Origin of the sequence: Microbacterium sp. CGR2, assembly GCF_003626735.1 — a bacterium.
In the GTDB taxonomy this organism is placed as follows: Bacteria; Actinomycetota; Actinomycetes; order Actinomycetales; family Microbacteriaceae; genus Microbacterium.
In genome coordinates, this window is sequence record NZ_RBHX01000001.1 from 2,267,479 (window position 1) to 2,290,437 (window position 22,959).

A 22,959-nucleotide genomic window follows, 5' to 3' on the forward strand; every position below is an offset into this window, starting at 1 on the left:
CATGCTCGGCTACATTCTGAGACGCTTCCTGCAGGTGATTCCGGTCTTCTTCGGTGCCACCCTGCTCATCTACTTCCTCGTGTTCGCCATGCCAGGCGACCCGATCCTCGGCCTGTTCGGCGACCGCACCCCGAACCCGGCGGTCGTGGAACAGCTGCGCGAGCAGTATCACCTGAACGACCCGTTCATCGTGCAGTACTGGTACTACATCACCGGTGTCTTCCAGGGTGATCTCGGCACCACGTTCTCGGGTCGGCCGGTTTCGGCCGTGCTCGCCGAGACCCTGCCGGTCACCGGACGTCTCGCGGTCATGGCGATCGCCATCGAGTTCGTGCTCGCGATCGTGATCGGCACGGTCTCGGCGCTCCGCAAGGGCAAGTTCTTCGACCACACGATGCTCATCGTCGCCCTCGTCGCCATCGCCATCCCGATCTTCGTCGTGGCGTTCCTCGCCCAGTATTTCCTGGCGATCCAATGGGGCTGGTTCAAACCGACGGTCGGCTCGGAGAACGACTGGGGCGACCTGTGGCTGCCGGCCATCGTGCTCGGCTTCAGCCTGTTCGCGGTGAGCATGCGCCTCATGCGCAGCTCCGTGATCGACACGCTCAATCAGGACTGGGTGCGCACGGCGTTCAGCAAGGGGTTGTCGCGCGGACGGGTCCTTCCCGTGCACGTGCTGCGCAACTCGCTGATCCCGGTGATCACCAACTCGGCCACCAACTTCGGTGTGCTGCTCGTGGGGGCGACCGTGACGGAGGGCATCTTCAACGTCCCCGGCGTCGGCAACGTGCTCTACCAGGCCGCGATCCGAAACGAAGGGCCCACCGTGGTCTCCTTCGTCACGGTGTTCGTGATCCTGTACGTCCTGGTCAACCTCCTCATCGACCTGCTCTACGGTCTGCTCGACCCAAGGATCCGCTATGCATGACCCCACCACGCAGAATCACTTCGTCGCGCCCGTCGAGACGGCGACCATCTCGGTCGACGCGGTACGCATCGCCGAGAAGCCGAGCAACCTGTGGCGTGACGCATGGGCCGACCTGCGGCGGCGTCCGCTGTTCTGGTTCTCCGTCGTGCTCGCGCTCTTCTTCATGGTGATGGCTCTGTGGCCGACACTGTTCACCTCGACCCCGCCGAACAGCAACTGCGAGCTCGGCAACAGCAACGCCGGCCCCACGGAGGGACATCCTCTCGGCTTCACGTTCCAGGGCTGTGACATCTACGCGCGAGTCGTGTGGGGGGCGCAGACCTCGCTCGCGGTCGGCCTGCTGGCCACGGCGATCGGCTCGATCGTCGGGCTCATCATGGGTGCGCTGGCCGGATTCTACGGCGGATGGCTCGACTCGCTGCTTTCGCGAATCGGTGACATCTTCTTCGCCATCCCGTACATCCTCGCGGCCGTCGTGGTCATGACGGTGTTCTCGCAGTACCGCTCCGTGCCGGTCCTCGCACTCGCCATCGGAGGCTTCGCCTGGGCGTCGACCGCTCGCGTCGTGCGCGCCGAGGTGCTGAGGGTTCGTCAATCGGACTTCGTCGTCGCTTCGAGGGCGCTCGGGCGCGGCAAGTTCGGCACCCTCGTCGCACACGTCATCCCGAACGCGCTGGCGCCGTTGCTCGTCGTGTCGACGCTGGCCCTTGCCGCGTCGATCGTCGCCGAAGCGACCCTGTCGTTCCTCGGCGTGGGCCTCGGAAGCTCGACGATGTCGTGGGGAAATGACATCAGTGCCGCGCAGGCGTCGCTCCGGGTGGCGCCGATGGCTCTCATCTATCCGTCGATCGCGCTCACGCTCGCCGTGCTCGCGTTCGTGACCCTGGGCGAGCTCATCCGAGATGCCATCGATCCGAGAGCGAGGGCACGGCGATGAACGATCGCGTGAACGCACGAGTTCCACTGCTGAGCGTGCGCGACCTCACCGTCGCCTTCCGCACGCAGGAGGGAGAGAAGGAGGTTCTGCATGGCGCGAACTTCGACATCTTCCCCGGCGAGACTGTCGCGATCGTGGGGGAGTCCGGATCGGGCAAGTCCACGACGGCCAGTGCCATCGTGAACCTGCTGCCGGGGACCGGAACCATCACCGGGGGCTCGATCACCCTCGACGGCCGTGAGCTGACGAAGCTCGGCCGTCGGGAGATGGAGGCGCTGCGCGGTCGCGAGATCGGGTTCGTGCCCCAGGATCCGATGTCCAACCTCAACCCGGTGTGGAGCATCGGCTTCCAGGTGAAGGAGGCGATCCGCGCGAACGGGATCGCCCGCGGCCGGGACGACGTGAAGGCACGCGCGATCGAGGTGCTGCAGCAGGCCGGGCTGGCCGACGCCGAGCGTCGTCTGCACCAGTTCCCGCATCAGTTCTCCGGCGGGATGCGTCAGCGGGCGCTGATCGGCATCGGCCTCGCCGCCGATCCGAAGCTGCTCATCGCCGACGAGCCGACCTCGGCTCTCGACGTCACCGTGCAGCGGGTCATCCTCGATCACATGGCCACCCTCACTCGCGACAAGGGCACCTCGGTGCTCCTGATCACCCACGATCTCGGTCTTGCGGCCGAGCGCGCGGAGAAGATCATCGTGATGAGCAACGGCAACATCGTCGAGGCCGGCCCCAGCAAGCAGATCCTCGAGAACCCGCAGCATCCGTACACCCAGCGCCTCGTGGGGGCGGCGCCCAGCGTGGCGTCGCAGCGCATTCAGGCCGTCGTGGAAGACCGGGGCATCGAGACGCTCGAGGACCTGGCGAACATCCCGCCGACGGTGCGCGTGGCCGGTCTCACCAAGGACTACAAGATCCGTCAGGGCAACTTCCGCAGCGAAGCTTTCCGCGCGGTCGACGACGTGTCCTTCGATATCCCGCGCGGCAAGACGCTCGCCCTCGTCGGCGAGTCCGGATCGGGCAAGTCCACGGTCGCGAAGATGCTGTTGAAGCTCGAAGAGCCCACCAGCGGCATGATCGAGATCGACGGGCAGGATGTGTCGAAGCTCTCGAACGCCCAGGCGTTCGGTCTGCGTCGCCGCATGCAGCCCGTGTTCCAGGATCCGTACGGATCTCTCGACCCGCTGCGGAATATCGGAAACACGATCTCCGAGCCGCTGCAGATTCACGGTGTGGGTGATCGAGCCTCGCAGCGAGAGCGTGTCGAGGAACTGCTCGATCAGGTGGCTCTGCCGAGGGCACTGGCGACGCGGTATGCGAACGAGCTCTCGGGAGGTCAGCGGCAGCGTGTCGCGATCGCTCGCGCGCTCGCGTTGAAGCCCGACATCGTCGTGCTCGACGAGGCGGTCTCTGCCCTCGACGTGCTGGTACAGGACCAGATCCTGCAGCTGCTCGCCGATCTCCAGTCGGAACTGAACCTCACGTATCTGTTCATCACCCACGACCTCGCCGTCGTCCGGGTGTCGAGCGACCTGGTGTGCGTGATGGAAAAGGGCAAGGTCGTCGAACAGGGCACCGTGGACGAGATCTTCGCCAACCCGCAGCAGGAATACACCGACCGTCTGCTCAAGGCGATCCCCGGCGCGTCCATCCCTCTGGGAGGGCGCTGACGGTGACGGCCGATCCACGACCCGAGGCCGCGCGCACCTATCGCGCGGCCTCCGGTCCGGTATCCCTGATCGTCTCTGCGCTGCTGGCGCTGTTCCTTCTCGGCGACGCGGTCATCCGCGCCGGGTGGGGCTCCATGCTGCTGCTCGCCCCCTGGGTGCTGCTCGTGCTCTGGGTCGTCTACGAGGTCGCCGTGGCGTCCGTCGTGCGCACCGATGCCGAGGGTGGGACGGTGCAGAACATGCTTCGCCGGACCACGTTCGGGTGGCGCCGTGTTCGTGACATCGACCTCCGGTGGCAATTGGTCTTCTCGTTCGACGACGGCACCGATCTGACGTGCTTCGGCGGACCTGCGCGTGCGCGTCCGGTGCGGAAGCGTGGAACGCAGGGGGAAGCGCCGAAGGCCCCATCCGGTCTCCGCGACCTCACCGAGATCCGAGACCGCTGGGAGGCGGCGCCCGCTGCCGCTGACGCCCCGATCCAGCGGAGCTGGGATCTGCCCGCGCTCATCGCCCTCGGCGTGATCGTGGTCTGGGCCGTCGTCGCTGTCCTCATCGTGAACGGCGGCTGAACCCTGCCGACCCCTCTCAGCCGGGCAGACCGAACAGCTCCGGCCAGGTGGCCGCCGCCCACGGGTAACCGACGAACACCGTCGCGTCGATGAGGAAGTGCGCGACCAGGAACGGCAGCAGCCTGCCGGTGCGTTGGTAGAGCCAGCCGAACAGCAGTCCCATCGCCAGGTTCCCGATGAAGGCGCCCGGCCCTTGGTACAGGTGATAGCTGGCGCGCAGTACGGAGGTCGCGACGATGATCGTCCAGGGGCCCCAGCCGAGCTGCTTCAGACGGGCGAAGAGGTAGCCCAGCACGACGAACTCCTCCTGCAGAGACGCCCGCGCGGCGGCGAGGAGCAGGATGGGTACCGTCCACCAGTGCGCATCGAGTCCGGCGGGGTTCACCGCGACGAAGAGACCGAGCGCCCGACCGACGATATACAGGCCGAGCCCGGGAATTCCGATCGCGAGCACCAGCAGGATGCCGCGGCCGGTGTCTGTGCCCACCCTCGTGCCGTCGAGCCCGAGCCGGCCGAGGTGCGGTCGGCGCGACTGCCAGAGAAGGAAGCAGACCAGCAGCACGGGAACGAGTGAGAACCCGATCGAGAGCACCTGGTAGATCAGATCGAAGATCTCGCGGTCGCTTCGCGACGGATTGAGGGTGGCCGTCTGGTCGGCCAGCGGCGTCTCGTCCGTGAGGCGGTAGGCGAGCTGCACGATCGCGTACACGGCCGATTGGCCGAGCCCGAGCGCCAGGACGATCGCGATCTCCCACCAGAGGCGCGCGCGTGACGGTGCGGGGATGTCCGACAGGGTCACGTCGGAGGTCGGAGATCGAGTCACGATTTCGATGCTATGACCTCTGCTCAGGAACAAGCCCTGAGGGTGCGTTATCCTGAAATGTCGGCTTCTCGACACAATCCCACACCTTTTAGGACTTCTGCATGGCGCACGCCCTCCGTTCTGACCTCCGCAACGTCGCAATCGTCGCGCACGTCGACCACGGCAAGACCACCCTCGTCGACGCCATGCTGCGTCAGACCGGCTCCTTCGGCGAACATGCCCACGTCGACGATCGTGCCATGGACTCCAACGACCTGGAACGTGAGAAGGGCATCACGATCCTCGCCAAGAACACGGCGATCACATACAAGGGCGTGCACGCCACCGATGGCGAGGTGACGATCAACGTGATCGACACCCCCGGCCACGCCGACTTCGGCGGTGAGGTCGAACGCGGCCTCTCCATGGTCGACGGTGTCGTCCTGCTCGTCGACGCGAGCGAGGGCCCGCTGCCGCAGACCCGCTTCGTGCTGCGCAAGGCACTCGAGGCGAAGCTTCCCGTCATCCTCCTGGTCAACAAGACCGACCGCCCCGACGCTCGCATCGCCGAGGTCGAGGAAGAGGCTCACGACCTGCTGCTGGGCCTGGCGTCCGACCTCGTCGACGATGTGCCCGACCTCGACGTCGATGCGCTCCTCGACGTCCCGGTGGTCTACGCCTCCGGTCGTGCCGGCGCGGCCTCGCTCAATCGTCCCGCCGACGGCTCGCTGCCTGACAACGACGACCTCGAGCCGCTCTTCGGTGCGATCCTCGAGCACGTCCCCGCGCCGTCCTACGACGACGAGGCCCCGCTGCAGGCGTGGGTCACCAACCTCGACTCCAGCCCGTTCCTCGGCCGCCTCGCGCTGCTGCGCGTCTTCAACGGCACCCTGAAGAAGGGGCAGACCGTTGCGTGGGTCCGCGCTGACGGCACCCACCAGAACGCCCGCATCACGGAACTGCTGAAGACCCGTGCGCTCGAGCGCTACCCGGCCGAATCCGCAGCCCCCGGTGACATCGTCGCCATCGCCGGTTTCGAAGACATCACCATCGGCGAGACCATCGCCGACCCGGAGGATGTCCGCCCCCTTCCGGCGATCACGGTCGATGACCCCGCCATCTCGATGACGATCGGCACGAACACGTCCCCGCTCATGGGCAAGGTCAAGGGCCACAAGCTGACCGCGCGCATGGTGAAGGACCGCCTCGACAAGGAGCTCATCGGCAACGTCTCGCTCAAGGTGGTCGACATCGGCCGTCCGGACGCGTGGGAAGTCCAGGGTCGTGGCGAGCTCGCCCTCGCTATCCTCGTCGAGAACATGCGCCGTGAAGGCTTCGAGCTCACCGTCGGCAAGCCGCAGGTCGTCACGAAGAAGATCGACGGCAAGACCTACGAGCCGTTCGAGCACCTGACGATCGACACTCCGGAGGAGCACCTCGGGGCGATCACCCAGCTTCTCGCGAACCGCAAGGGCCGCATGGAGAACATGACCAACCACGGCACCGGGTGGGTGCGCATGGAGTTCATCGTCCCGTCCCGTGGCCTCATCGGATTCCGCAGCGAGTTCCTCACCACGACCCGCGGCACGGGCATCGCCAACGCGATCTCGCACGGCTACGAGCCGTGGGCAGGTTCCATCACCACGCGTCAGAACGGTTCGATCGTCGCCGACCGCCAGGGAGTCGTCACACCGTTCGCGATGATCGCACTCCAGGAGCGCATGTCGTTCTTCGTGCAGCCCACGCAGGAGGTCTACGAGGGCATGGTCATCGGCGAGAACTCCCGCGCTGACGACATGGACGTCAACATCACCAAGGAGAAGAAGCTCACCAACATGCGTGCGGCGAGCTCCGACACCTTCGAGTCGATGACTCCGCCGCGTCAGCTGACTCTGGAGGAGAGCCTCGAGTTCGCCCGCGACGACGAATGTGTCGAGGTCACCCCCGAGGTAGTCCGTATCCGCAAGGTGAACCTCGATGCGAACACTCGCGCCAGGGAGACCGCGCGTCTCAAGCGTCAGGACGCGAACGCCTGACTCTGGATCCGAGCGCTCTGCAGAGGGCCTCGCACCGCCGAACGGCGCGTGTGGGGCCCTCTTCTCATGTAAATCCCAGGTGAGGGATATATTTCGTTCAGGTTTGTGGGCCAGACTCGAGCACTTGCGCCTGGGATGACATCCCGATGAGTCTCCTGCACGGGCGTACGACGACCCGAAAGTCGACCATGCTTCATGAATCACGTGCGCTTCGGCGCGCCTCGGCAGCGGCATCCGCTCGCGCTGCCGTCACCTCCCGTCGCCCGATGATGATCCTCGGAGCCGCCGCCGCGACCCTGCTCGGCGTCACCCTGACCGCAGGCTTCGTGTCTGCGCCGGCCGCAGGAGCCGAGAATCCGGATCCTGCCGCCGCCATCGCCGAGATCTTCACCGCTCCCGAGACGCCCGCGAAGGTGGCGGACGCCGCCGCGATGCCCTTGGCCGACGCGCAGGAGGCGGTGACGGCCGCACAGGCCCTGAGCGAAGAGGTGTCCGCCTCGGGCTTGGCGGTGGATGGCACCCCGTCCGTCGACGTGGTCGAGCTGAAGGAGGATGTCGACGCGCTCGCCGATCGCGATGCGATGCCCGCGGTGGTGGTGACCGTCCTCGCGAGCGAGGTCGAAGCGAAGACGGCGACCACGATCGCCGCAACGGACGCTCTGCAGTCCGCGTTCTCCGCGGCGAAGGAGAAGAAGGCCGCGGATGAGAAGGCCAAGGCCGCAGCCGCGGCCGCCGCGGCTGCCGAGGCCGCCGCAGCGGAGAAGGCGGAGGCTGCGGCTGCAGCGCTGGCCTCTTCGAACACGGTCGAGGGTGCGAAGGCCACCGCGCAGCAGCTGATGTCCAGCCGGTATGGATGGGGCGGAGATCAGTTCTCCTGCCTCGACTCGCTGTGGACCAAGGAGTCGGGCTGGAACTACCAGGCGTACAACGACGATGGTGGCGCCACCGGCATCCCGCAGGCTCTCCCCGGGAGCAAGATGGCCGCAGCCGGAGCCGACTGGCAGACGAACGCCGCCACGCAGATCGCCTGGGGCCTCGGCTACATCTCCGACGTCTACGGCACGCCGTGCAGCGCCTGGGGGCATTCTCAGGCGATGAACTGGTACTGAGCGTCAGCGGAGCTCGGAGATGAGCACGGCGCTCGTACCCGGGGCGGTCGCCGCGAAGACGTGTGGTGCGTCTCCGGGGTAGGTCAGATAGTCCCCGGGTCCCAGCAGCACCGGAGCCTCGGCCGGGCCGACCTCGGCGCGGCCGCCGATGAGGACGACATGTTCGACGGTGCCGGGGTGGTGCGGATCCGAGCGCCGGGCCTCACCGGGCTCCGCCCGGATGAGATAGAGATCGCGCCGGGCGCCGGGAGGGCTCGCCGACAGAAGCGTCGCGCTGTACGCAGCGGCGGACGAGGGGACGCCGGCGAGATCGTCGGCGCGGATGAGCGTGGGAGCGTTCGCCTGTTCGTCGACGAGCACCGCGAACGGCACGCCGAGAGCCACCCCGAGCGCCCACAGCGTCTCGACACTGGGGTTGCCTGAGCCGCTCTCCAGTTGAGACACCGTCGCCTTGGACACACCGGACTGCCGAGCGAGTTCGGAGACCGAGAGGCCCACGGACTCCCGCTCGCGGCGGAGTGTGCGGGCGATTCGGGTGCGGAGTTCCTCCATGCGTTCATCATGCCAAACGATCGTTCGCTTGACTATCCCGGTTAAGGTGTTCAGAATGATAGTCATGTGTTCACTAAAGCGAACGCCAGCGGGAACGTCGCGCTATGTCCGCTGAACGCGAGGTGTGGCGCGAAGCCCTCGGCGTCGTGCTGGCGACGAGCGCCTACGGCATCTCCTTCGGCGCGCTGGCGGTCGCCTCCGGGCTCGACGTCCTCCAGGCCTGCGTGCTGAGCCTGTTGATGTTCACCGGCGGATCGCAGTTCGCGTTCGTCGGAGTGTTCGCCGCCGGCGGGCTGGCCGCGCTCCCGTCCGCCGTCGCGTCCGCGGCACTGCTCGGAGTGCGCAACGTCGCCTACGGCATGCGCATGTCGCCGCTCGTCGGTGGGGGAGTACCGCGCCGTGCCGCAGCGGCGCACTTCACGATCGACGAGTCCACGGCGGTCGCGATCTCGCAGTCCGACCCGCGACTGCGTCAGATCGGATTCTGGGTCACCGGCATCGGCATCTTCGTCGGCTGGAACATCACGACGCTCATCGGCGCTCTCGTCGGCGATGTGCTCGGCGACCCTCGCACGTGGGGACTGGATGCCGCCGCCGCAGCAGCATTCCTCGCGCTCCTCTGGCCGCGGCTGAAACAGCGCCAGGCTGTTGCCGTGGGCGTGGCCGCGGCCGTGGTGGCCGCTTCACTCACGCCGTTCCTCATGCCGGGACTGCCGGTACTCGTCGCCGCAGTCGTCGCCGTCGTGGTCGGCTGGTTCAACTGGCTCGGGCGCCCTCCGGTGACCCCGGAAGAGTCGGCGGATGCGGAGGCCAGGTCGTGAGCCTTTGGAGTGCCATCCTTCTCGCCGCGGTGATCTGCCTCGCACTCAAGGCGGCGGGCTACCTCGTTCCCCCGAAAGTCCTGGAGGCTCCGCGCCCGGCTCGGATCTCGGATCTGCTGACGGTGGCTCTGCTCGCCGCGCTCGTGGCGGTGCAGTCGCTGGGTGACGGCCAGGCGATCACCGTGGACGCCCGGGTCCCCGCTCTGCTCGTCGCAGGGGGGCTTCTCTGGCTGCGTCAGTCTTTCCTCGTCGTGGTCGTGGCGGCAGCGCTCGTGGCGGCTCTCCTTCGGCTGTTCGGGCTGGCTGGATAGCGCCGCAGCCCGGCGGATTCCGGCCTGGCGCCGCGGGTAGGATCGACGGGTGCGCGTGAACTGGGTGTCGAGAGTGCTGTCGTGGGTGGCGGCGGCCCTGGTCGGGGGCGTCTACGGCATCGCCGGGACGATCGGTCACAGCCTGATGTGGGGTCCGATCCCGGTCGGGCTCATCGTCGGAGCCATCGCCTGCGCCGCGATCCTGACCGCCATCCGTGTGCTCACGCACGACAGGGGGGCAGCGGTCGCCGCCGGTCTGGGAATGATCGGGATGCTGGTGATCATCTCCGGTCAGGGCCCGGGCGGATCCATCGTCGTGCAGAACTCGCTCGCCGGGCAGATCTGGACCTACCTGGTCGCTGGAATCGTGCTGCTGGTGGTGGCCTGGCCGTCTTTCTCACGGCTCCCGACCCGCGCGGAGCCAGCCGCTTCGGAGGAACAGGCCGTCCGCGAGTCGTAGACTGAGTGGGTGACGTATGTGATCGCCCTCCCGTGCGTCGATGTCAAGGATCGCGCCTGCATCGACGAGTGCCCCGTTGACTGCATCTATGAGGGTGAACGCTCGCTCTACATCCACCCCGACGAGTGCGTGGACTGCGGGGCGTGCGAGCCGGTGTGCCCGGTCGAGGCGATCTACTACGAAGACGACCTCCCGGACGAGTGGCAGGACTACTACAAGGCCAACGTCGAGTTCTTCAACGAGATCGGTTCCCCCGGCGGTGCTGCCAAGGTCGGCGTGTACAACTTCGACCACCCCGTCATCGCCGCCCTCCCGCCCCAGGGCGAGTAGGCACGCACCGTGAGCGTCCGCGACCTCGCCGAGTACCCGTGGGACGCAGTGGTCCCGTTCCGCGAGCGTGCCGCTCGGCATCCGCTCGGCATCGTCGATCTTTCCGTGGGCTCCCCGGTCGATCCGACACCCGAGATCATCCGGCGTGCGCTGGCCGACGGCACCGATGCGCACGCGTATCCGCAGACGGTCGGAACGGCTGCCCTCCGCGAAGCCATCGTGGAGTGGTACGCCCGCCGCCGCGGGGTGTCCGACCTGACCGTCGACAACGTGCTGCCGACCATCGGCTCGAAAGAGCTCGTCGCTCTGCTGCCGACGCTGCTCGGGCTCGGCGCTGGCGACATCGTCGTGCACCCGCGGGTGGCGTACCCGACGTATGAGGTCGGGGCGCGCGTCGTCGGGGCCACGCCCCTTCCGGCCGATGACCCTGCGGAATGGCCGGAGGGCACGAAGCTCATCTGGATCAACACGCCGGGCAACCCCGACGGCCGCACGTGGACGGTGCCGGAGCTCGCGGCGGCGGTCCGCCGTGCGCGCGAACTCGGAGCCGTGCTCGCGAGCGATGAGTGCTATGCCGAGCTGGGCTGGGAAGGGACATGGGCGAACGAGCCGATTCCCTCGGTCCTCGATCCTCGCGTGACCGACGGAAGGCGATCGAATCTCCTGAGCGTCTACTCGCTGAGCAAGCAGTCGAACCTCGCCGGCTATCGGGCCGCGTTCGTCGCCGGCTGCGCCCACATCGTCAGCGATCTGCTCACAGCGCGCAAGCATCTCGGCCTGATGCCGCCCGCTCCCGTGCAGCACGCCATGGCTGTCGCCCTCGGCGATGACGAGCACGTCGCCACGCAGAAGGAGCTCTATCGCACCCGGCGTGACGCCCTGCGGCCTGCTCTGGAGTCGGCGGGTTTCCGCATCGACGGTTCCCAGGCAGGCCTGTACCTCTGGGCATCCGAGGGGCGCGACGCGTGGGACTCGATGGGGCGCCTCGCCGATCTGGGCATCCTCGCCGGTCCTGGGCCGTTCTACGGCGCGAGCTCCGGTCAGCACGTCCGCCTCGCTCTGACGGCTCCCACCGACCGCGTCCTGGAAGCGGCACGCCGTCTTCAGGGAGAAAAGCTGTAGCTTCCCTCTTTGTAAATGACGTCCGTTTGGCGGATGTCACAGTAGGCCTGCGTGGCTACTAGGCTGTAGAGGCGATTCGGTCGTTACCCGACCTGGTGCTTCGGCGCCGTGAGATCGCCTATTCCGGCTTGATCAAGATCTTGTCTGGCACCGACGCGACGAGCGCACGGTCAGACACCAGGAGGAGGTCCGCGTGAGTGCAGCGGCAGACCAGACGGCGAAGCTGACGATCGGCGACACGACCGCCGAATTCCCGCTGGTACGCGGCACGGCGGGCCACGACAGCATCGACTTCTCGACGCTGACCCGGCAGACCGGGTACACGGGTCTCGACTACGGGTTCGTCAACACGGCGTCGACGAAGTCCGACATCACCTTCATCGACGGCGACAAGGGGATCCTGCGCTACCGCGGCTATCCCATCGAACAGCTGGCGGGAACGACCAGCTACCTCGAAGTCGCCTGGCTCCTCATCTACGGCGAGCTGCCCTCGGCGTCCGAACTCGCCGAGTTCGACGAGAAGATCCGTCGACACACGCTGCTCCACGAGGATCTCAAGCGGTTCTTCTCCGCGCTGCCGCACACGGCGCACCCCATGTCCGTGCTCTCGTCGGCCGTCGCTGCGCTGTCGACCTACTACGAGGGTCAGACCGATCCGCACAACCCGGAGCACGTCGAGCTCAACATGGTGCGCATGCTCGCCAAGCTCCCCGTCATCGCGGCCTACGCCCACAAGAAGAGCGTCGGTCAGGCGTTCCTCTACCCGGACAACTCCCTCGGCTTCGTGGAGAACTTCCTCAAGCTCAACTTCGGGGTGCTGTCGGAGCCGTACGAGATCAACCCGGTCATGTCCAAGGCGCTCGAGCTTCTGCTCATCCTTCACGAGGACCACGAGCAGAACGCCTCGACCTCGACGGTTCGCCTGGTGGGTTCCACCGGAGCCAACCAGTTCGCGTCGATCTCCGCCGGCATCCAGGCCCTTTCCGGGCCGCTCCACGGTGGGGCGAACGAGGCTGTGCTCACGATGCTGGGTCAGATCCGCGACTCGGGGCAGAGCGTCTCGCGGTTCGTCGAGCGCGTGAAGAACAAGGAAGAGGGCGTGAAGCTGATGGGCTTCGGGCACCGGGTCTACAAGAACTACGACCCGCGCGCCAAGCTCGTCAAGGACGCCGCCGACGAGGTGCTCTCGTCGCTCGGGGTCACCGACCCGCTGCTCGACCTGGCCAAAGAGCTCGAAGAGCTCGCGCTTGCCGACGACTACTTCCGCGAGCGTCGCCTGTACCCCAACGTCGACTTCTACACGGGCGTGATCTACAAGGCCATGGGCTTCCCGACCAGGATGTTCACGGTGCTGTTCGCCATCGGGCGTCTGCCGGGATGGTTGGCGCAGTGGCGAGAGCTGCAGCTCGACCCGCAGACGAAGATCGGCCGCCCGCAGCAGCTGTACACCGGGTCCCCGGAGCGCACCTTCCAGACGCGCTGACCTCAGGGCGCGCTGAGCCACACTTGAGGCGCGGCGCCCCCGCGACCGAGGCCTCCGCCAGCTCGCCGGGCGACGCGTCAGACCGGATACGAAACGCCCCCTCCCGCCGAAGCGGAGAGGGGGCGTTTTCGATTCAGCCGGTATGGCCCGGGGTCAGCGACCCTGCGAGCGGCCGCCCTGACGAGCCTGGCCGCCCTGACGCGAGTAACCGCCCTGACCCTGCGCGGCGCCACCCTGTCCGCCGGAGCCGGGACGACGACGGCGGGCGGGGGGAGTGGTCGCTCCGGAGCGCTCACCGCCGGCGGGGCGCTGCTTGGCCTGGCGCTGCGGCTGGACCGCCTGCACGGGCGCGGGACGCACATGCGCGGCACGCTCGGGCACGAGGCCCGTGATCGCGTCGGTCGTGGCGTTCTCCAGCGGAGCGCTGATGGCGGCCTTGCGCAGAAGGTCTTTCACGTCGCGGCGCTGCTCGGGGAGCACGACCGTCACGACGGTGCCGGCAGCGCCCGCACGTGCGGTGCGACCGGAACGGTGCAGGTACGCCTTGTGCTCGACGGGCGGGTCGACGTGGACGACGAGGTCGACGTTGTCCACGTGCACACCGCGGGCGGCGACGTCGGTGGCCACGAGCACACGCACGCCACCGTCTTCGGGCGCCGCCGAGAACGCGCTGAGGTTTCGCTCGCGGGCGTTCTGAGACAGGTTGCCGTGCAGGTCGACTGCGGGGATGCCCGCGGCCGTGAGCGACTTGGCCAGCTTCTTGGCCTGGTGCTTGGTGCGCGTGAACAGGATGCGACGGCCGGTGCCGGACGCGAGGTCGCGAACCAGCGCAGTCTTGTTGTCCGTCGAGTCGACGACCAGCACGCGGTGCGTCATCTCGCCGACGGGCACGCTCTCTTCGTCGACCTCGTGGCTCACGGCGTTGGAGAGGAAGCGGCGGGCGAGAGTGTCGATGCCGCGGTCGAGGGTGGCGCTGAAGAGCAGGCGCTGGCCACCGGCCGGGGTGGCGGTGAGGATGCGGGTGACGCCGGGGAGGAAGCCCAGGTCGGCCATGTGGTCGGCCTCGTCGAGCACGGTGACCTCGACCGCGTCGAGGTGCACGATCTTCTGCTTCATGAGGTCTTCGAGGCGGCCGGGGCACGCGACGACGATGTCGACGCCGTTGCGCATGGCCTGCTCCTGGGGACGCTGGCTGACGCCGCCGAAGACGGTCGTGACGCGCAGGCCCTTGGCTTCGGCGAGCGGAGCGATCGTCGCTGCGATCTGAGTGGCGAGCTCGCGGGTCGGGGCGAGCACGAGTCCACGCGGGTGACCGGCGCGGCTCTTGCGGGAGGAGGCGGCGATCCGGGCGACGAGGGGAAGCGCGAACGCGATCGTCTTGCCACTGCCGGTGCGACCGCGGCCGAGCAGGTCGCGACCTGCGAGGGAATCGGGAAGCGTATCGCGCTGAATGGCGAACGCCTCGGTCTTGCCGTCCTTTTCGAGGACAGCGGCGAGGTCGGCGGGCACGCCGAGATCGAGGAAGGAAGTCATGGGGTATCTCCGAGAATGCACGCACGACAGTGAGGCCGGGTGCGGGAAGGTGGGCGACGGCGCGGGATCGCGCATCGTTTCGCCGTTCGAAATGGCCAGAACCAGCTAGTGGCGCGGGAGCGTGTCGACGACGCAGACGTCTCGCATGGCGAAGAACGTCACTGGCGAGACTAGCACGCGAACCTGTGCGGACGGCTCAGCGCGGCGCCGCGCGGGTCTCGCCGTGCGGCGGAGACGGTCAGGCGTGCAGTGCCTCGTTGAGGGTGACGCCGGCGCCTGCGCGGCGCACCGCCTCGATCGCGCCGCTGAGAGAGTTCCTCCGGAAGAGGAGCCCGTGTTGTCCGGACAGCTCCGCACCCTTGACCGTCTTGCGCCCGCCACCGGCCGTCGCCGGTCCGTCGACGAGCACGATCTTGCTGCCGGCTGTGACGTAGAGACCCGCCTCGACGACGCAGTCGTCGCCGAGAGAGATTCCGATACCGGCGTTCGCGCCCAGCAGTGTGCGGGCACCGATCGACACTCGATGCGAGCCACCGCCCGACAGGGTGCCCATGATCGACGAGCCGCCCCCGATGTCGCTGCCGTCGCCGACGACCACGCCCTGCGAGATCCGTCCCTCCACCATCGATGCGCCGAGCGTGCCCGCGTTGAAGTTGACGAATCCTTCGTGCATCACGGTGGTGCCGGGAGACAGGTGGGCGCCGAGGCGGACGCGCGAAGCGTCGGCGATGCGCACACCCGTGGGCTGCACGTAATCGGTCAGACGGGGGAACTTGTCCAAACCCTGCACCTGGATGCCGGCTCGCTGAAGAGCAGGACGCAGCCGTGCGGCGTCGTCGGGGTGGATGGGGCCCGCGTTCGTCCACGCGACGGTGGGAAGGTGGCCGAAGATGCCGTCCAGATTCAGCTCATTGGGACGTACGACGAGATGCGAGAGCGCGTGCAGACGCAGGTAGGCATCGGGCGTCGACGCCGGAGCCTCGTCGAGGTCGATGTGCAGCTGCACCACCTCGACGGTGACGTTGCGTCGCTCGTCGGGCCCCGTGAGTGCCTCCCAGGTGGCGATCACGGCGGCAGCATCCCCGGCGGCTGGAGCGCTTGATCCGACCTCGGGGAACCAGGCGTCCAGAACGGTGCCGTCTCCGGCGGTCGTGGTCAGTCCGATGCCCCACACGCTGCGCGAATCACTCATACGTCCACGGTATCGCGCCCGCCGTGTGACGAGTCCACGCGTGACGGTAAGTAGGCTGTGGGCATGGTGCTCGATCTGACCGCGTCGTCCGCAGACCTCACCCGCGCTATCTGCGACATCCCCAGCGTTTCCGGCGACGAGAAGACTCTCGCGGATGCGATCGAGTCGGCGATCGCCCCGTTCGCCCATCTCGAAGTCATCCGACACGGCAACACCATCGTCGCGCGCACCGACCTGGGGCGCGCGCAGCGCGTCGCCATCGCGGGTCACATCGACACCGTGCCGATCAACGCCAACGTCCCCACGCGAGACGTCGAGATCGACGGCGAACCATATCTCTGGGGACGCGGCACAGTAGACATGAAGGCCGGCACCGCGGTGCAGCTGAAGCTCGCCGCAGAACTCACGGACCCCGTCGTCGACATCACCTGGATGTGGTACGACAACGAAGAGGTGGAGGCGTCGAAGAACGGCCTGGCACTGCTCGCGGCCGTGCGCCCCGACCTCTTCCAGGCCGACTTCGCGATCCTCGGCGAACCTTCCGACGGTGAGGTGGAAGGCGGGTGCAACGGCACTCTGCGTGCGATCGTGCGCACGACGGGCGTCCGCGCGCATGCGGCCCGAGCCTGGATCGGTGAGAACGCGATTCACCGAGCCGCGCCGATCCTCGCCCGTCTGGCCGAGTACCGAGCCAGGGAGATTCCCGTCGACGGCCTGCTGTACCGCGAGAGCTTGAGCGCGGTGAGGATCGCCGGGGGAGTGGCCGGCAACGTGATCCCCGACGCGTGCGAGGTCGAGGTCAACTACCGGTTCGCGCCCAGCAAGTCGGCCGCGGACGCGGAGGCGCATGTCCGCGGCGTGCTCGCAGGTTTCGAGATCGAGATCACCGATGCGGCCGAAGGCGCGCGCCCGGGCCTCGATGCTCCGATCGCTCGGCAGTTCGTCGCCGCCGTGGGCGCCGAGCCGCGCCCCAAGTACGGGTGGACCGACGTCGCACGCTTCTCCGCCCTCGGCATCCCGGCAGTGAACTACGGCCCCGGTGACCCGCACCTCGCGCACCACGACGAAGAGCGCGTGCCGATCGCGCAGATCGACGCGGTCGAGCGGGGCTTGCGCGCATGGCTCACCTCGCGCTGAGGACCGCTCGACGATGGGCGCGAGCGCCCATCGCGCTGCGCATCGCGGTGATCTATGTCGTCGCGCGCGTGATCACCACCGGGTTCCTGATCGCGGCGGCATCCCAGTCGACCTCGCTCTCGCGATTCGGCGCGGATGCCGGTCTGGTCGACTTCGTCCTCGGCTGGGATGCCCAGTGGTACTGGGTCGTCGCGGAGAACGGCTATCCGGCGGAACTGCCGCTGACCGATTCCGGCGACGTCACGGAGAACGCGTGGGCGTTCATGCCGGTGTTCGCCTTCGCCGCCAGAGCAGTGGGGTTCCTCTTCGGATCCTGGGGGGTGGGAGCCTTTCTCGTCTCGTTCGCCGCGGGGTATCTGGCCTGCCTGGCGCTGCACCGTCTGCTGCGAGATCGCGTCGGCAGTGCCGCGGCCACGTGGGCCGTCATCTTCTTCGCAGCGGGTCCGCTCGCGGCGATGTTCCAGGTCGGCTACGCGGAGAGCCTGTTCCTTCTGCTGCTGTTCCTCGCGCTGGACGCCACGACACGGCGCCGCTACGGCTGGCTCTACGTCTTGATTCCGGTGATGGCGTTCACGCGGCCGGGAATCCTGGCGTTCGCGCTGTACCTCGGGCTGCACGGCATCGTGCGGTGGCTGCATCGGAGGGACGACCCCCTCACATCCCGCGAGATCGTGCACATCATCGCGCTCGGCGCGATCGCGGTCGCCACCGGCTTCGGGTGGCAGCTCATCGCCGGCGTCGTCACCGGAGTCCCGGGGGCGTACCTCGCCACCGAACTCGCGTGGCGTCGCCACTGGGTCGCCGGCGGTGTCGACGGTTTCGTGCCGTTCGAGGGCTGGGTCCAGGCTGCGCAGTTCTGGTTCGACCTGTGGGGCCTCCCTGCCTGGTGGGGCCCTGTCGTGCTGGCGCTGATGGCGGTCGCTGTCGGCGCGGCCCTGCTGCGCGCCCCCCAGGTGCGGGCGATCGGCGTCGATCTCAGACTGTGGAGCGCCAGCTACCTGCTCTATCTGCTCGCCGTCTTCTTCCCCCAGTCGAGCACGTTTCGGCTCCTGCTCCCACTCAGCCCCCTGTGGGGAGCGGTCGCCGTGCCGCGCTCACGACTGTGGCGCATCGGCGTGCTGGTGCTGTGCCTCGCCGGTCAATGGCTGTGGATCTATCACATCTACGCCCTCGGCAACACCTTCTGGCAGGTGCCGTGATTGTAAATGCCTGATGCATTTCTTCGGAGGTGACGTCCAGGTCCGGGTGACACCCGATAAACTCATTTCATACCACCGGAGGAAAAGGAGCCACGATGGCAGCGATGAAGCCGAGGACCGGAGACGGACCCATGGAGGCCGTGAAAGAAGGGCGACTCATCATCGTGCGCGTTCCGCTCGAAGGCGGCGGCCGTCTGGTCGTCTCCGTGAACGACGCAGAGGCCAAGGAACTTCACGACGTGCTCGCCGCCGTCGTGGCACCGGCCTGATTTACCCGGGTCCGTTCACACGGATTCCGAGGGCGATGGATCTTCTGATCCGTCGCCCTCTTCTCGTCGCCTCGAAGCTCCTCAGCTGCGGTCGGCGATGCTGACCAACTGCAGCAGGCCCTCGCCCGCAGGGGAGACGGTCGCGAGGACAGCAGAAGATTCCTGCGTCTCCTGGACCAGAGAGCGGTAGGCGGCTGTGATCTCGTCGCGCTGCACCGGGTCGGCGACACGGCCACCGCCGAGTACGCGAGGCACGAGAACGATGCCGCCGGTTCGCACCAGTCGCAGCCCGTGCTCGACGTACTCGATGATGTGCTCCGGGTCGGCGTCGACCAGGACGATGTCGTAAGAGGCCTCGTTCATGCGGGGGAGGACGTCGGCCGCACGCCCCGTGATGAAACGCGCTTTCGTCGAGGGTACCTTCGCGTCGGCGAAAGCCTGGCGCGCTGCGGCGAGGTGCTCAGGTTCGTTGTCGATGGATGTGAGCACGGCCTGGGGCGCGCCGCGCAGCAGCCACAGGCCGGAGACACCTGCACCCGTGCCGATCTCGACGATCGAGCGCGCAGCCGTGGCGGCGGCGAGCACTGCGATCTGCGACCCCACGACGGCGCTGACGGGCATCGCTCCCAGCTCCACCGCGTGGGCGCGGGCGCGGGCGATGGCGGCCGGTTCTGCGATTGATTCGCGAAGGAACCGCGCGTTCGCGTCATGCTCGCTCATAGCCTGTTCTCCCTGCTGCACTGTGATTTCTCCCAGGGTATTCGCTCGGTATGCACGACGAGCGGAGGCGCGACGGTAGCCTGGACAGATGACGTTCGGGCTCACCTTCGAGAAGCTGGTGCTGATCGGTCTCATCGCGGTCATGATCATCGGTCCGGAGCGCCTTCCTCGTGCCGCCGAGGGGTTCTCGCGCATGGTCCGCAAGGCAGGCGAGTACCTTCGCGACACGAAGTCGAGGATGCGTCAGGAAATGGGGCCCGAGCTCGATGACGTGGACTGGCGCAAGCTCGACCCGCGCCAGTACGACCCGCGCCGCATCATCCGCGATGCTCTGCTGGAGGACCCGCAGCCTGCGCCGGCGGCACAGGCGCGATCCACGATCGCGGAGCCGGTCGCTCCTCGCGTTCACCAGGAGTTCGACGCGCAGAATCGGCCCCCGTACGACGTCGAGGCCACCTGACTCCCGGGAGACCCGCCGAGGGTCGCGCGTGCCTCAGGCGATCCGGGCGCGCAGCGCCGCGATGTCGTCATCGGTGAGGAGTGCCCGCGGAATCGCCGTGGCGACCGAGGCGCCGCGCACCTTCAGCAGCACCGCACCCGTGCCGACGCGCATGCCCTGGAACGTGCTGTACGAGATGTCCGAACGACGTCGGCCGCGGCCGACCTGCAGTGTGTGTCTTCTGCGAGGGCGAACCAGACGAGGGTTTCCGGTGGCATCGCCACGCGCACGGCCCGCCGCGCACTCGACACCGACAGGATGACGGCGTAGAGGGCGAGTCCGATGATCAGGGGCGGCATCCACGCTACGAGCGGGCGGGCACTGAGCCTTTCTCCCACGGTGCTCACTCCGTTCAGTGCGGCGTCAGTTCAACGACATGGGCAGCGCACGCCCGGCGAGTCCGCGCCCCTGACGCGCGAGAGAACGGGCCAGATCATCGATGGCGACGGCTGCGGCATCCGCCGGGTCACCGAGGACCACCGGGACGCCGACGTCGCCGCCCTGTCGGAGCGCCGGGCTCAGCGGGATCGACGCCATCAGCGGCACAGTGGCGCCGGGCGCGGAGAGCGCCTCGGCGACGGCGGCCCCGCCGCCCGCGCCGAAGAGGTCCACCACGGTGCCGTCGGGCAGCGTGTAGGCGGTCATGTTCTCCACGACGCCGATCACCCGCTGCCCGGTCTGCCGGGCGACGAGTCCACTCCGGATCGCGACGTCGGCGGCTGCCGTCTGGGGCGTCGTCACGACGAGAACCTCGGCGTGGGGGAGGAGTTGGCCGATCGAGATCGCGATGTCTCCGGTACCGGGAGGCATGTCGATCAGCAGCACATCGAGGTCGCCGAAGAACACGTCCGTGAGGAACTGCGACACCGTCCGGTGCAGCATCGGACCGCGCCAGGCGACCACCGCCTCGCCGTCGCGGAGGAACATGCCGATCGAGATGGTTTTCACCGCGTGGGCGACGGGCGGCAACATGAGGTCGTCGATGCGTGTGGGCTGGGTGCCCGCAGGGATGCCCAGCAGGCCAGGAATGGAGAATCCGTGCACGTCGGCGTCGACGAGCCCGACGGCGAGTCCCTGTTCGGCGAGGGCGACGGCGAGGTTTGCGGTCACCGTGGACTTGCCCACACCACCCTTGCCGCTGGAGACGAGGATCACGCGGGTGAGCGAGTCGGGGCCGAACGGCATCTGCCGTGCGGGGCGCCCATCGCGGAGCTTCTCGGTCAGAGCCCGGCGCTCGTCCGGCGTCATCACGCCGACCTCGATGTCGACGGTCGCGATGCCCTGGACGGATGCCGCCGCCTGGCGCACGTCGGATTCGATGCGCGCTGCGGCCGGGCAGCCGACGATCGTCAGCACGATACCCACTCGTGCCCTGTCGCCGGTCACCTCGATCTCTCGGACCATGTCGAGGTCGCCGATCGGACGGCGCAACTCCGGATCCGTGACCGCGGCCACGGCGGCTCGGACGCTCTCGGCAGAGGTCATGAGGTCGAGCTGCCCGTGGGCGGATCGGTGGCCTCGTCAAGCTCCGCGAGAAGGGCCTTCAGTTCGTGGCGAAGCACATCGCGGGTCACGAGCTGGGTGTTCCGTTCCTCGAGCGACATCCGAAGGGCCACGATCTCCCGCGCCAGGTACTCGGTGTCGGCGAGGTTGCGCTCGGCGCGCTGCCGGTCCTGCTCGATCTGCACGCGGTCGCGGTCATCCTGGCGGTTCTGCGCGAGCAGGATGAGCGGCGCCGCGTAGGACGCCTGCAATGAGAGCATGAGCGTCAATGCGGTGAACCCCAGCGCGGCATCGTCGAAGCGCAGGTTGTCCGGCATCAGCGTGTTCCACACGATCCACAGCACACAGAACAGGGTGAGGATCAGCAAGAAGGCCGGAGTTCCCATGGCTCGGGCGACCCACTCGGTGAACCGCCCGAAGCGGTCGCGCGAGGTCGGCCGCGCGCGGGTGGCGCCGCGGCCGAGCGGTGCATCGAGGCGAGGGGAGCGTGCCATCAGCGCGTCTCTTTCACAGCAGGGGCCGCGCCGTCGCTGTCGTGCGAACGCCAGTCATCGGGCAGCAGGTAGTCGAGGACGTCGTCGATGCTGATGGCGCCGACGAGTCGATGAGCGGCATCCACCACCGGAAGCGAGACGAGGTCATAGCTGGCGAGCATGCGGGCCACCTCCGCTGCTGATGCGGTGACGGGGACCGGCTCCAGGCTGTCGTCGACGATGGCACCGAGTCGCTCATGGGGTGGGTAGCGCAGCATCCGCTGGAAATGCACGAGTCCGAGCAGCCGGCCGGTCGGGGTCTCGAAAGGCGGGAGCGTGATGAACACGGCTGCGGCGAGAGCCGGATGCAGCTCATGACGGCGGATCAGCGCCAGAGCCTCGGCGACCGTGGCATCCGCAGACAGGATGATCGGCTCCGGGGTCATCAGTCCGCCGGCGGTGTCCGGGCCGTAGCGGAGCAGCATCCTGACGTCTTCCGCCTCCTCCGGCTCCATGAGCTCGAGGAGATGCTCGAGCCGGTTCTGCGGAAGTTGCGCGAGGAGGTCGGCTGCGTCGTCAGGCTCCATCTGGTCGAGGATGTCGGCGGCGCGCTCGTCGCCGAGGCGATCGAGGATGTGCACCTGCTCGTCTTCCGGCATCTCTTCGAGCGCGTCGGCCAGGCGATCATCGGACAGCTCTTCGGCGACTTCGATCATGCGCTGCTGCGGCAGGTCGAGCAGCGTGTTGGCGAGGTCGGCGGCGTGCAGCTCCGAGTAGGAGGCGACGAGCTGCTCGGCGGACTGCGATTCGCCGGGTGCGCGCTGTTCGGCGACCTCGTTCCAGGCGGCGAACGTCGTCGGTCCTTTGGCGAACGGCGATGCGCTCGTCTTGGGGCGCCGCAGGAACAGCTGGCTGACCGCCCACTCGCCGAGTCGGTTCGGCTCGATCGCCACGTCTTCGATGACAGCCGTCCCGCTGGCGTCGACGAAGCTGACGCGGCGGCCGAGCATCTCGGCGAGCACTCTCACCTCGCCCGCTCGCGGCGAGAACCGACGCACGTTGATCAGGCCCGTGGTGATGACCTGACCGGACCGGATGGAGGTGACCCGACCGATGGAGAGGAACACCTGGCGCCGCCCCGGGATCTCGACGACCAGACCGATGACGCGCGGAGCCGCGGAACTTCGATACACGATGACGACGTCTCGGACTTTGCCGAGCCGATCGCCCTGGGGGTCGAAGACGGCGCACCCGGCCAGGCGCGCGGCGAAAACCCGTTGTGTGCTCACGATCCCAGCGTAGTG

General features: G+C 67.9%; 24 protein-coding genes. 16 read left to right on the plus strand and 8 right to left on the minus strand.

The features are described 5' to 3' along the window. Position 1: 1 nt before the first annotated feature. Genes D7252_RS11400 through D7252_RS11415 form a run of 4 tightly spaced genes read left to right on the plus strand, consistent with a single transcriptional unit; the run spans position 2 to position 4,104 of the window. Positions 2 to 928 (plus strand): ABC transporter permease, encoded by a 927-nt coding sequence (locus D7252_RS11400; protein ID WP_120775496.1) that lies wholly within the window; start codon positions 2 to 4, stop codon positions 926 to 928. Then, positions 921 to 1,865, plus strand: coding sequence for an ABC transporter permease (locus tag D7252_RS11405; protein WP_120775497.1), 945 nt, complete (start codon positions 921 to 923; stop codon positions 1,863 to 1,865). Before D7252_RS11400 ends, D7252_RS11405 begins: the two co-directional genes overlap by 8 nt. Continuing rightward, complete coding sequence (locus tag D7252_RS11410; protein ID WP_120775498.1) at positions 1,862 to 3,535, plus strand: ABC transporter ATP-binding protein; 1,674 nt, start codon at positions 1,862 to 1,864, stop codon at positions 3,533 to 3,535. The genes D7252_RS11405 and D7252_RS11410 overlap by 4 nt, the downstream gene beginning before the upstream one ends. Before the next feature lie 2 nt (positions 3,536 to 3,537). Then, on the plus strand, positions 3,538 to 4,104 hold the full coding sequence (locus D7252_RS11415) for a PH domain-containing protein (protein WP_120775499.1): 567 nt from the start codon (positions 3,538 to 3,540) through the stop codon (positions 4,102 to 4,104). 16 nt (positions 4,105 to 4,120) lie between these two features. Here D7252_RS11415 and D7252_RS11420 read toward each other — a convergent pair whose 3' ends face one another. Then, positions 4,121 to 4,927 carry a CPBP family intramembrane glutamic endopeptidase gene (locus D7252_RS11420; RefSeq protein WP_120775500.1) on the minus strand — a complete coding sequence of 269 codons (807 nt, stop codon included), beginning with the start codon at positions 4,925 to 4,927 and terminating at the stop codon, positions 4,121 to 4,123. A gap of 101 nt (positions 4,928 to 5,028) precedes the next feature. On the opposite strand from D7252_RS11420, the gene typA reads away from it, so the two are divergent. Then, entirely contained in the window at positions 5,029 to 6,942 is a 1,914-nt protein-coding gene (gene typA, locus D7252_RS11425; RefSeq protein ID WP_120775501.1) for a translational GTPase TypA, read from the plus strand. Between the two features lie 146 nt (positions 6,943 to 7,088). Beyond that, on the plus strand, positions 7,089 to 8,051 hold the full coding sequence (locus D7252_RS11430; RefSeq protein ID WP_251050703.1) for a phospholipase: 963 nt from the start codon (positions 7,089 to 7,091) through the stop codon (positions 8,049 to 8,051). Between the two features lie 3 nt (positions 8,052 to 8,054). On the opposite strand, the gene D7252_RS11435 is transcribed toward D7252_RS11430, so the two are convergent. Next, on the minus strand, positions 8,055 to 8,603 hold the full coding sequence (locus D7252_RS11435) for a helix-turn-helix domain-containing protein (protein ID WP_120775502.1): 549 nt from the start codon (positions 8,601 to 8,603) through the stop codon (positions 8,055 to 8,057). Positions 8,604 to 8,707: 104 nt separating this feature from the next. On the opposite strand from D7252_RS11435, the gene D7252_RS11440 reads away from it, so the two are divergent. The 6 genes from D7252_RS11440 (at position 8,708) to D7252_RS11465 (ending at position 13,130) form a co-directional block, all read left to right on the plus strand. Further along, positions 8,708 to 9,424, plus strand: coding sequence for an AzlC family ABC transporter permease (locus tag D7252_RS11440; RefSeq protein ID WP_120775503.1), 717 nt, complete (start codon positions 8,708 to 8,710; stop codon positions 9,422 to 9,424). Further along, positions 9,421 to 9,735: an AzlD domain-containing protein gene (locus tag D7252_RS11445; RefSeq protein WP_120775504.1), complete on the plus strand. Its 315-nt coding sequence runs from the start codon at positions 9,421 to 9,423 to the stop codon at positions 9,733 to 9,735. Before D7252_RS11440 ends, D7252_RS11445 begins: the two co-directional genes overlap by 4 nt. A gap of 49 nt (positions 9,736 to 9,784) precedes the next feature. Then, positions 9,785 to 10,195 carry a histidinol dehydrogenase gene (locus D7252_RS11450; protein ID WP_259461093.1) on the plus strand — a complete coding sequence of 137 codons (411 nt, stop codon included), beginning with the start codon at positions 9,785 to 9,787 and terminating at the stop codon, positions 10,193 to 10,195. A gap of 9 nt (positions 10,196 to 10,204) precedes the next feature. Next, positions 10,205 to 10,525 carry a ferredoxin gene (gene fdxA, locus D7252_RS11455; RefSeq protein ID WP_120775505.1) on the plus strand — a complete coding sequence of 107 codons (321 nt, stop codon included), beginning with the start codon at positions 10,205 to 10,207 and terminating at the stop codon, positions 10,523 to 10,525. A gap of 9 nt (positions 10,526 to 10,534) precedes the next feature. Then, on the plus strand, positions 10,535 to 11,647 hold the full coding sequence (gene dapC, locus D7252_RS11460; protein ID WP_120775506.1) for a succinyldiaminopimelate transaminase: 1,113 nt from the start codon (positions 10,535 to 10,537) through the stop codon (positions 11,645 to 11,647). A gap of 193 nt (positions 11,648 to 11,840) precedes the next feature. Then, the gene (locus tag D7252_RS11465) at positions 11,841 to 13,130 is read left to right on the plus strand and encodes a citrate synthase (protein ID WP_120775507.1); all 1,290 of its coding nucleotides are present in this window, start codon (positions 11,841 to 11,843) and stop codon (positions 13,128 to 13,130) included. Positions 13,131 to 13,283: 153 nt separating this feature from the next. On the opposite strand, the gene D7252_RS11470 is transcribed toward D7252_RS11465, so the two are convergent. Further along, positions 13,284 to 14,663, minus strand: a complete 1,380-nt coding sequence (locus D7252_RS11470; RefSeq protein WP_120775508.1) for a DEAD/DEAH box helicase — start codon at positions 14,661 to 14,663, stop codon at positions 13,284 to 13,286. A gap of 238 nt (positions 14,664 to 14,901) precedes the next feature. After that, a complete protein-coding gene (gene dapD, locus D7252_RS11475) occupies positions 14,902 to 15,855 on the minus strand; it encodes a 2,3,4,5-tetrahydropyridine-2,6-dicarboxylate N-succinyltransferase (protein ID WP_120775509.1) in 954 nt (317 codons plus the stop codon). A 63-nt stretch (positions 15,856 to 15,918) separates the two neighbouring features. On the opposite strand from dapD, the gene dapE reads away from it, so the two are divergent. From dapE to D7252_RS11490, 3 genes are all read left to right on the plus strand, one after another. Beyond that, a complete protein-coding gene (gene dapE, locus D7252_RS11480; RefSeq protein WP_120775510.1) occupies positions 15,919 to 16,992 on the plus strand; it encodes a succinyl-diaminopimelate desuccinylase in 1,074 nt (357 codons plus the stop codon). Further along, positions 16,974 to 18,191: a hypothetical protein gene (locus D7252_RS11485; protein ID WP_120775511.1), complete on the plus strand. Its 1,218-nt coding sequence runs from the start codon at positions 16,974 to 16,976 to the stop codon at positions 18,189 to 18,191. The genes dapE and D7252_RS11485 overlap by 19 nt, the downstream gene beginning before the upstream one ends. A gap of 95 nt (positions 18,192 to 18,286) precedes the next feature. Next, entirely contained in the window at positions 18,287 to 18,460 is a 174-nt protein-coding gene (locus tag D7252_RS11490; RefSeq protein ID WP_017203323.1) for a DUF3117 domain-containing protein, read from the plus strand. A gap of 81 nt (positions 18,461 to 18,541) precedes the next feature. On the opposite strand, the gene D7252_RS11495 is transcribed toward D7252_RS11490, so the two are convergent. Then, positions 18,542 to 19,180 (minus strand): O-methyltransferase, encoded by a 639-nt coding sequence (locus D7252_RS11495; RefSeq protein ID WP_120775512.1) that lies wholly within the window; start codon positions 19,178 to 19,180, stop codon positions 18,542 to 18,544. 88 nt (positions 19,181 to 19,268) lie between these two features. Between D7252_RS11495 and D7252_RS11500 the strand changes: the two genes are divergently transcribed. After that, positions 19,269 to 19,640 (plus strand): Sec-independent protein translocase TatB, encoded by a 372-nt coding sequence (locus tag D7252_RS11500; protein ID WP_120775513.1) that lies wholly within the window; start codon positions 19,269 to 19,271, stop codon positions 19,638 to 19,640. Positions 19,641 to 20,042: 402 nt separating this feature from the next. Here the strand turns inward: D7252_RS11500 and D7252_RS11505 are convergent, their stop codons facing one another. The 3 genes from D7252_RS11505 to D7252_RS11515 are packed head-to-tail and all read right to left on the minus strand — an operon-like array spanning position 20,043 to position 22,944. Next, positions 20,043 to 21,164 (minus strand): Mrp/NBP35 family ATP-binding protein, encoded by a 1,122-nt coding sequence (locus D7252_RS11505; protein ID WP_120775514.1) that lies wholly within the window; start codon positions 21,162 to 21,164, stop codon positions 20,043 to 20,045. Beyond that, positions 21,161 to 21,676, minus strand: coding sequence for a DUF1003 domain-containing protein (locus D7252_RS11510; protein WP_120775515.1), 516 nt, complete (start codon positions 21,674 to 21,676; stop codon positions 21,161 to 21,163). Before D7252_RS11510 ends, D7252_RS11505 begins: the two co-directional genes overlap by 4 nt. Further along, a complete protein-coding gene (locus D7252_RS11515) occupies positions 21,676 to 22,944 on the minus strand; it encodes a magnesium transporter MgtE N-terminal domain-containing protein (protein WP_120775516.1) in 1,269 nt (422 codons plus the stop codon). Before D7252_RS11515 ends, D7252_RS11510 begins: the two co-directional genes overlap by 1 nt. Positions 22,945 to 22,959: the final 15 nt, after the last annotated feature.

Excerpts from the sequence above, each read along its gene's own strand:
- D7252_RS11400 (WP_120775496.1), top strand. The coding sequence starts at position 2 with ATGCTCGGCTACATTCTGAGACGCTTCCTGCAGGTGATTCCGGTCTTC.
- D7252_RS11405 (WP_120775497.1), top strand. The coding sequence starts at position 921 with ATGCATGACCCCACCACGCAGAATCACTTCGTCGCGCCCGTCGAGACG.
- D7252_RS11410 (WP_120775498.1), top strand. The coding sequence starts at position 1,862 with ATGAACGATCGCGTGAACGCACGAGTTCCACTGCTGAGCGTGCGCGAC.
- typA (WP_120775501.1), top strand. The coding sequence starts at position 5,029 with ATGGCGCACGCCCTCCGTTCTGACCTCCGCAACGTCGCAATCGTCGCG.
- D7252_RS11430 (WP_251050703.1), top strand. The coding sequence starts at position 7,089 with ATGAGTCTCCTGCACGGGCGTACGACGACCCGAAAGTCGACCATGCTT.
- D7252_RS11435 (WP_120775502.1), bottom strand. The coding sequence starts at position 8,603 with ATGGAGGAACTCCGCACCCGAATCGCCCGCACACTCCGCCGCGAGCGG.
- D7252_RS11440 (WP_120775503.1), top strand. The coding sequence starts at position 8,708 with ATGTCCGCTGAACGCGAGGTGTGGCGCGAAGCCCTCGGCGTCGTGCTG.
- D7252_RS11470 (WP_120775508.1), bottom strand. The coding sequence starts at position 14,663 with ATGACTTCCTTCCTCGATCTCGGCGTGCCCGCCGACCTCGCCGCTGTC.
- dapD (WP_120775509.1), bottom strand. The coding sequence starts at position 15,855 with ATGAGTGATTCGCGCAGCGTGTGGGGCATCGGACTGACCACGACCGCC.
- dapE (WP_120775510.1), top strand. The coding sequence starts at position 15,919 with ATGGTGCTCGATCTGACCGCGTCGTCCGCAGACCTCACCCGCGCTATC.
- D7252_RS11485 (WP_120775511.1), top strand. The coding sequence starts at position 16,974 with ATGGCTCACCTCGCGCTGAGGACCGCTCGACGATGGGCGCGAGCGCCC.
- D7252_RS11490 (WP_017203323.1), top strand. The coding sequence starts at position 18,287 with ATGGCAGCGATGAAGCCGAGGACCGGAGACGGACCCATGGAGGCCGTG.
- D7252_RS11495 (WP_120775512.1), bottom strand. The coding sequence starts at position 19,180 with ATGAGCGAGCATGACGCGAACGCGCGGTTCCTTCGCGAATCAATCGCA.
- D7252_RS11500 (WP_120775513.1), top strand. The coding sequence starts at position 19,269 with ATGACGTTCGGGCTCACCTTCGAGAAGCTGGTGCTGATCGGTCTCATC.
- D7252_RS11505 (WP_120775514.1), bottom strand. The coding sequence starts at position 21,164 with ATGACCTCTGCCGAGAGCGTCCGAGCCGCCGTGGCCGCGGTCACGGAT.
- D7252_RS11510 (WP_120775515.1), bottom strand. The coding sequence starts at position 21,676 with ATGGCACGCTCCCCTCGCCTCGATGCACCGCTCGGCCGCGGCGCCACC.